Annotated in this window: 8 protein-coding genes and 1 rRNA gene; 6 read left to right on the top strand and 3 right to left on the bottom strand. The window is 58.0% G+C overall.

From position 1 onward, the window contains the following. The first annotated feature begins 25 nt into the window (after positions 1–25). The 3 genes from MHM37_RS16120 (at position 26) to MHM37_RS16130 (ending at position 2,782) form a co-directional block, all read left to right on the top strand. Complete coding sequence (locus tag MHM37_RS16120; protein ID WP_139528571.1) at positions 26–1,195, top strand: phosphoglycerate kinase; 1,170 nt, start codon at positions 26–28, stop codon at positions 1,193–1,195. Positions 1,196–1,259: 64 nt separating this feature from the next. Beyond that, on the top strand, positions 1,260–2,324 hold the full coding sequence (gene fba / locus MHM37_RS16125) for a class II fructose-bisphosphate aldolase (RefSeq protein ID WP_139528572.1): 1,065 nt from the start codon (positions 1,260–1,262) through the stop codon (positions 2,322–2,324). A gap of 116 nt (positions 2,325–2,440) precedes the next feature. Next, a complete protein-coding gene (locus MHM37_RS16130; protein WP_139528573.1) occupies positions 2,441–2,782 on the top strand; it encodes a hypothetical protein in 342 nt (113 codons plus the stop codon). Positions 2,783–2,788: 6 nt separating this feature from the next. Here the strand turns inward: MHM37_RS16130 and MHM37_RS16135 are convergent, their stop codons facing one another. Next, positions 2,789–3,121: a hypothetical protein gene (locus tag MHM37_RS16135; protein WP_139528574.1), complete on the bottom strand. Its 333-nt coding sequence runs from the start codon at positions 3,119–3,121 to the stop codon at positions 2,789–2,791. 248 nt (positions 3,122–3,369) lie between these two features. On the opposite strand from MHM37_RS16135, the gene MHM37_RS16140 reads away from it, so the two are divergent. The 3 genes from MHM37_RS16140 to MHM37_RS16150 are packed head-to-tail and all read left to right on the top strand — an operon-like array spanning position 3,370 to position 5,402. Continuing rightward, a complete protein-coding gene (locus MHM37_RS16140; RefSeq protein WP_139528575.1) occupies positions 3,370–4,068 on the top strand; it encodes an HAD-IA family hydrolase in 699 nt (232 codons plus the stop codon). Between the two features lies 1 nt (position 4,069). Continuing rightward, positions 4,070–4,444, top strand: a complete 375-nt coding sequence (locus MHM37_RS16145; protein ID WP_139528576.1) for a translation initiation factor Sui1 — start codon at positions 4,070–4,072, stop codon at positions 4,442–4,444. Positions 4,445–4,493: 49 nt separating this feature from the next. Next, positions 4,494–5,402, top strand: a complete 909-nt coding sequence (locus MHM37_RS16150) for a nuclease-related domain-containing protein (protein ID WP_139528577.1) — start codon at positions 4,494–4,496, stop codon at positions 5,400–5,402. Positions 5,403–5,411: 9 nt separating this feature from the next. Here MHM37_RS16150 and MHM37_RS16155 read toward each other — a convergent pair whose 3' ends face one another. Both MHM37_RS16155 and rrf read right to left on the bottom strand, forming a co-directional pair. Then, positions 5,412–6,743 carry a deoxyguanosinetriphosphate triphosphohydrolase gene (locus MHM37_RS16155; protein WP_139528578.1) on the bottom strand — a complete coding sequence of 444 codons (1,332 nt, stop codon included), beginning with the start codon at positions 6,741–6,743 and terminating at the stop codon, positions 5,412–5,414. A gap of 222 nt (positions 6,744–6,965) precedes the next feature. Further along, positions 6,966–7,081 (bottom strand): 5S ribosomal RNA (gene rrf, locus MHM37_RS16160). Positions 7,082–7,084: the final 3 nt, after the last annotated feature.

Raw genomic sequence — 7,084 nt, forward strand, 5'->3', positions numbered from 1 at the left:
GCTTGAACACGAGGAAACCGCTCACATGAACGTGCAAAAAATGACCGACCTGCCCCTGGAAGGGCAGCGTGTGCTGATTCGTGAAGACCTGAACGTGCCAATCAAAAACGGCCGTGTTTCCAGCGATGCCCGCCTTCGCGCCGCGCTGCCGACCATTCAAGCAGCGGCCAGAGCCGGCGCCAAAGTGCTGCTCATGAGCCATCTCGGCCGCCCCACGGAAGGCGAACCCGCCGATGAGTTTTCGCTCGCCCCTGTGGCCGAGCATCTGAGCGAGCTGCTGGGCAGCCCCGTCAAACTGATCACCGACTACCTCGACACCGCCCCTACGCTCGACAACGGCGATGTCGTACTGCTCGAGAACGTACGCTTCAACAGCGGTGAAAAGAAAGACGACGAATCTCTCGCCAAGCAGTACGCCGCGCTCTGCGACATATTCGTGATGGATGCCTTCGGCACCGCCCACCGTGCGCAAGCCTCCACCCACGGCGTCGCCCGCTTTGCACCCACCGCCTGTGCAGGACCGCTACTGGCCCAAGAGCTGGACGCGCTGGAGAAAGCACTGGCAACCCCAGCACGCCCAATGGCGGCTATCGTGGGCGGCTCCAAGGTCTCCACCAAGCTCGACGTGCTGACCGCCCTCTCTGACAAGTGCGACCAGCTCATCGTCGGCGGCGGGATCGCCAACACCTTTATCGCAGCGGCGGGCTATAATGTGGGCAAATCGCTCTACGAAGCCGACCTGATCGGTCAAGCCAAAGCGCTGATGGAGAAAGTCTCCATTCCGCTGCCCACGGACGTCGTCGTGGCAACGGAGTTCTCGGAATCCGCCGATGCAGTGGTCAAGCCGGTGGACCAAGTGGCCGATAACGAGATGATTCTGGATATCGGCCCAGACACCGCCGCCCACTTGGCCAGCCTGCTGAAAGACGCCGGCACGATCTTGTGGAACGGCCCCGTGGGCGTTTTCGAAATCGATCAATTTGGCAAAGGCACCGAGGTGCTCTCGCATGCCATTGCCGAGAGCAGCGCGTTTTCGATTGCCGGCGGTGGCGACACCCTGGCCGCTATCGACAAGTACGCTATTGCCGAACGTGTTTCCTATATCTCCACCGGCGGCGGCGCGTTCCTAGAGTACGTCGAAGGCAAACAGCTACCGGCGGTAGCCGCATTAGAAGCCGCAGCAAAGCGCGGCTGAAGCGACACGATAACACTACACGCTCACTGCACCCGTTCACACCGACAACCGACAAGGTGACCCCATGGCTTTAATTAGCATGCGCCAGATGCTCGACCACGCCGCCGAATACGGCTACGGCATCCCTGCATTCAACGTCAACAACCTCGAACAGATGCGGGCGATCATGGAAGCCGCCGATGCCACCGACTCTCCGGTGATCGTGCAGGCTTCCGCTGGCGCACGCAAATATGCAGGTGCGCCTTTCCTGCGCCACCTGATTCTGGCGGCGGTGGAAGAGTTTCCGCACATCCCGGTGGTCATGCACCAGGATCACGGCACCAGCCCCGCTGTCTGCCAGCGCTCGATCCAGCTGGGCTTCTCCTCCGTGATGATGGACGGTTCGCTAGGCGAAGATGGCAAGACGCCGATGGATTACGACTACAACGTCGACGTTACCCGTCGCGCGGTCGAGATGGCCCACGCCTGTGGCGTATCGGTCGAGGGCGAGCTGGGCTGCTTGGGTAGCCTGGAAACCGGCATGGCCGGTGAAGAGGACGGCATTGGTGCCGAAGGTAAGCTGGACATGGAACAGCTACTGACCGACCCCGAAGAAGCCGCCGCCTTCGTCAAGGCGACTCAGGTCGACGCGCTGGCGATTGCCATTGGTACCAGCCACGGCGCTTACAAATTCACCAAGCCGCCGACCGGCGACACCCTCTCCATCCAGCGTATCAAAGAGATCCATGCGCGCATTCCGGATACCCACCTGGTCATGCATGGCTCCTCCTCCGTTCCGCAAGAGTGGCTGGAAGTGATCAACCGCTACGGCGGCCAGATCCCAGAAACTTACGGCGTCCCGGTCGAGGAAATCGTCGAAGGCATCAAGCACGGCGTTCGCAAGGTCAACATCGATACCGACCTGCGCTTAGCCTCCACCGGTGCCGTGCGTCGCTTCATGGCGGAGAATCCGTCGGAATTCGATCCGCGCAAATTCTTGAAAGAGACCGTCAGCGCCATGCGCGATCTTTGTATCGCCCGCTACGAAGCGTTTGGCACGGCGGGCAACGCAAGCAAAATCAAACCGATCAGCCTGGAAGCAATGTTCCAGCGCTACGAGCGCGGCGAGTTGGCACCCAAAATCAAATAAACGGTACACCCTTTATATAAAGGCGGCCTGCAGGCCGCCTTTTTTATTGCAATGCAGCAAAAATAGACTATGACTAAAGACAGTCAGCCATCATTTCTCATCAGATAGGTCTCACCATGAAGCACTCTCCACCCTCTTTTTACACTACGACAGCCCTATTCGACCTGTGGAAAGCCAGCATGATGGGGATGGAGCTGTGGAGCTCGTCATTGTCCACCATCGCCAGACGCCAACAGCTTTGGCAAACACAGCCCTTTTTTAGCCCTTCCATGATGCGAGAAAATCAGCGCATGGTGACTGAAAAAATGGAGGCCAGCATGGAAGCTGGCCTTGTGGTGCAAAAAGCGTTGCTAAACGCCATGAGCGGGCGCTATGCGCCCTGGTGGATTACCAGCCAGAAAGCCATGCAACCTTACCATCGACGCAGCAGCGCCAACTCACGACGCCTTTCTCGCTAAGCGCGGTCACTCGTTATCGTCGTTACTCTGCTCATCCTCGCCGTTCTCGATGGCATCCTCGGCGCTTCCGGTACCGCCGGTACCACCCTCGGTGTTGTCACGCTCTTCACTACCGTTGTCAGCAGTGTCTTCCGACTCTTCCGTTGCCGCCGTTTCGGTGGCTTCATCACGCTGAACGGCACCGGCCTTGATACCGTATTTCTCTTCCAGAGCCGCATCATCCAGCGCCTGGTGCTGCTCGCTACTGGCGTCGGTTTCCGGCTCTGCCAATACGCTGCCCGCAGAGGTCATGAGCACAGTGCCCACCACTAATGATAGGAACCAAGGGGTAAGTCGCATATATATCTCCATTTTATGGTTATTGCGGCGTCGCCTACCTACTATAGCCGGTCTCATAGCGATTCACATGGAGTGCCTGAAAACTGAAGCGTTGCCATCATATCCGTAGCGGGCAGCGCTTCCCTTGAGCAGACACACTGTAAAAAATTATAAAACAGTGTTCACAAAGCTCGAAAAATCTCGTTCAATAGTGGCCTAGTCGGCTTAAACTAACGTGAGTAGCGCTTGTCACGCTGCAAGGAACTCTCATGCCGCTTCCACTTCTGCTGTTTGATTGTGATGGCACTCTCGTCGATAGCGAACCCTTGTTGGCCGAAGAGATGGCTCGTGGCCTCAACACGGTGGGCCTGCCATTTGCCTCTTCCGATTATTTAGGGGAGTTTCGAGGTGCCCGCTTCCGACGCATCGTGGCAGAACTGCAAACGCGTCATGGCGAAGTCGATGGCGAACGCTTGGACCGCATGGAGCGAACCATGCGCGCCAACTTGGCTGAGCGTCTTGCCCGCGAACTCACCACCATACCCGGCGCCCGGGAGTCGCTCGACGCCTTGGCACATTACCCCAGTGCCGTCGTCTCCAACGGACCTGAAACCAAGATCCGCACTGCGTTGAACGCCACCGGCCTCAGCGCGTATTTCGGTCACAGGCTGTTTAGCGGCTACACCGCCAACTGTTGGAAGCCAGAGCCCTGTTTACATCTTCACGCAGCCAGTATCATGGGCTTTGCGGCACACGACTGCATTGCCATTGATGATGCGCTCGTTGGCGTACAGGCAGCCCTGCAGGCAGGTATGACCGTCATTCATCTGAATCGCTTTCCCGATGCCGAGGCAACGCCGGAAGGCGCTATTATGATTAGCAACATGTATCAGCTACCTGCGGTCGTTGAACAACTGACTCACGAGCGATGGCAGGCGGCAATGCCCCATCACTCAACAGAGAAATAGTATGGCCTCATTACGTGATCAGCTCGGTGGCCTCGTTTACTCCACTGAGCATGGCAAGACGTGTCCCGACTGCCGGGCCCCGATCGATGACTGTCGCTGTGAAGACACCAGCGAACAAGCGCGCCTGGCCGAACTGGACGGTATCGTGCGCATCCGCCGTGAAACCAGCGGCCGAAAAGGCAAGGGCGTCACGACCATCCGCGGCGTGCCTCTGACTCAGGCAGAACTCAAAGTACTCGCCAAAACCCTCAAGCAGCGCTGCGGTACCGGTGGAGCTGTCAAAGAGGGCGTCATAGAAATCCAGGGTGACCATCGCGAAACTCTGCGCGATGCCTTAACCTCAATGGGTTATCAAGTGAAATTGGCTGGCGGTTGACGCGTCCAACGCATACTCTCAGCTCCTGGCGAAAGGGCAAGGCACGACAATGGTTTGGTTGGAATACCTGCTACCGCTGATCTTTTTGTTTCCCATGGCAGCCATGGGCGGCATCGTATTAGCCCTGCGTAGCCTTCACGATGCCCGCGTTCACTCCCCTTTCGATGCACCGCTGCGCGAACCGGGCCAAGCGCTGCGTCACAGGCTCGATCAAGCCTTTTCCAGCTTGTTTCTTAACGGTACATTGGGGCCCTTGGTCAGCCTTGCACCGCTCGTCTATGGTATGGGACGGATGCTCTTCGTCGATAAACAGGACTGGGTCGAATGGGCGCTATATGGGCTGCTGAGCACGCTCTTGGTGCTGGCATTTTCACTGCTGCTGGTGCGTGACTATCAGCGCATTCGCCGCTTGAAGCTCGGTCTTGCCTGCGAACTTGCCGTGGGCCAAGAGCTGGAGCGTTTAGTACGTCCCGAGGCGCATCCCTATTACGTCTTTCACGACGTTCCCACGGATAGCTTTACCATCGACCATGTCGTGGTCACGCCCCATGGCGTGTTCGTCGTGGAAACTCGCGCAAGGGCACTGGCCATTGGCAGCGATGGCAAAGAGCTGAACTGCGTCGCAGTCGAGCGTGAGCGACTGCGCTTCCCCCATTGGCAGGAGCGGCGACCCCTACATAAAACGCGCCAGGGCGTTAGCTGGCTCAGCCAGTGGCTCGAACGGCGTTGCGGCGTGCCCGTACCGGTAAAAGGCGTTCTGGTGCTGCCGGGCTGGGAGATCGACACCAGCGAGGCCTCACCGGACATTCTGGTCGTTAGCGGAGAACAGCTGGCACGCCAGCTGACGGAGCTCACGCCTGGGCAAATGAGCGATGCCATTCATGACAAGGTTATCCATATTTTGCTAGAGCGGGCACGGCTGATGGAACTCAAACACCTTCGCCAGCCATCCGTGTGAGGGCCGGGCTCAATCGCCGCGCAGCCGCCCGCCCATCTCCTGAGCAAGATCGACTGCATAGTGGTCGGTCATCCCCCCAATGAAGTCCAGCATGCGACGGTAGCTGTCATAGAGCGTCCATGACGGCAGTGGCGTGTTCTCACCGATCAGTGCCAGTACCCGCTGGTGTTTGAAAGAGCTGTGGCCCGTGTGATGCAACTCATGAGCCGCGCCGATAAAGGCTTCCAACAAAATTCCCAGCGTGGTGTAGGCACCAATTTCCAGCTTTGCCTTACGCTCATTTTGAAATATCCGCTCACGAGCCAGCTGCTTGGCCGACTGCACCCCCCAGCCCAAATCCGGGTGACACAGCTCTAACAGATCTTCGCTGAGGGTACCGCTGAGTAGCGCCTGCTCATGCTGCACGAATACCGCACCTACATCATTCACGGCCCGCTCCATGGCAGCGCCCCTGAGCAAGGCAATACGGCGGCGTTGCGAGACATTTTTACGCTGCATCTCGGCATACTCCGGTGGGAACTCACCGGCAATTTGGCGCAAAATCTCGACCACTTCCTCGTAGCGCAAAATGCCCATCTCCAGACCGTCTTCCAGGTCTAGCAAGGCGTAGCAAATATCATCTGCCGCTTCGACAAGCCAAGCCAACGGGTGGCGACACCAGCGCTGCTCCCCTTGAGGAAGTAACCCAACCGCATCTGCTACCTCGGTTAACAGCGCCTGTTCGGACTGATAGCAGCCAAACTTACCCGCTCGCCCGCCATAGCGCACCGTCCATGGATACTTCAGCAGTGTGCCCAAGGTGGCGGCCGATAGGCGCATGCCACCGTTGAACTGGTTGTACTCGATCTGGGTAATCACCCGAAAGCCTTGCGCATTGCCTTCATAGGTCAACAGGTCTTCACGCTCGGCCTCGGACAGACCATCCAGAAGCCCGCTTCCTTGGGCGCGACGGAACCAGTCGCGGATAGCGTACTCACCGGCGTGACCAAAGGGCGGGTTACCAATGTCGTGCCCAAGGCACGCGGTTTGCACGATGACACCAAGATCGGCAGGCGTTATCCAATCGGGGAGACGGTCACGCAGTAGTTCACCGACGATCATCCCCAGCGAACGGCCAACGCAGCCAACTTCGAGGGAGTGAGTCAAACGCGTGTGGATATGATCATTTTCCGTCAGAGGATGAACCTGGGTTTTACGGCCCAAGCGTCGGAAAGAGCCAGAAAAAACAATGCGATCATGATCTTTATGAAAGGGGCTGCGCCCAATTTCTCGGGTGCTGTCTGTTCGTTTATCGTGAAGGCGTCGAGGGGAAAGTAATTGATCCCATTGCATTTGTGTCATAGCGCTCCTCCTTGGAGTGCACATTCTGACATAAAAAGGCTGACATAAAACGACGGGATCGATGGACAAACAAAAAACCCAGCCGGTTGGCTGGGTTCTTTGCGGTATAAGTGCCTGATTATGTTCGGGCCGGCCACCCGGCGGGCGGCGCTCCGCTACTCTTCAGGGGGAGACCCCTAAAAAGCAAAACCCCGACCAGATGGCCGGGGTTTCGTAATAAGTGCCTGACGATGACCTACTCTCGCATGGGGAGACCCCACACTACCATCGGCGCTAAGCGGTTTCACTTCTGAGTTCGGCATGGGATCAGGTGGTTCACGCGTGCTATGGTCGTCAGGCGT

Origin of the sequence: Halomonas sp. MMH1-48 (assembly GCF_022348105.1) — a bacterium.
GTDB lineage: Bacteria > Pseudomonadota > Gammaproteobacteria > Pseudomonadales > Halomonadaceae > Vreelandella > Vreelandella piezotolerans.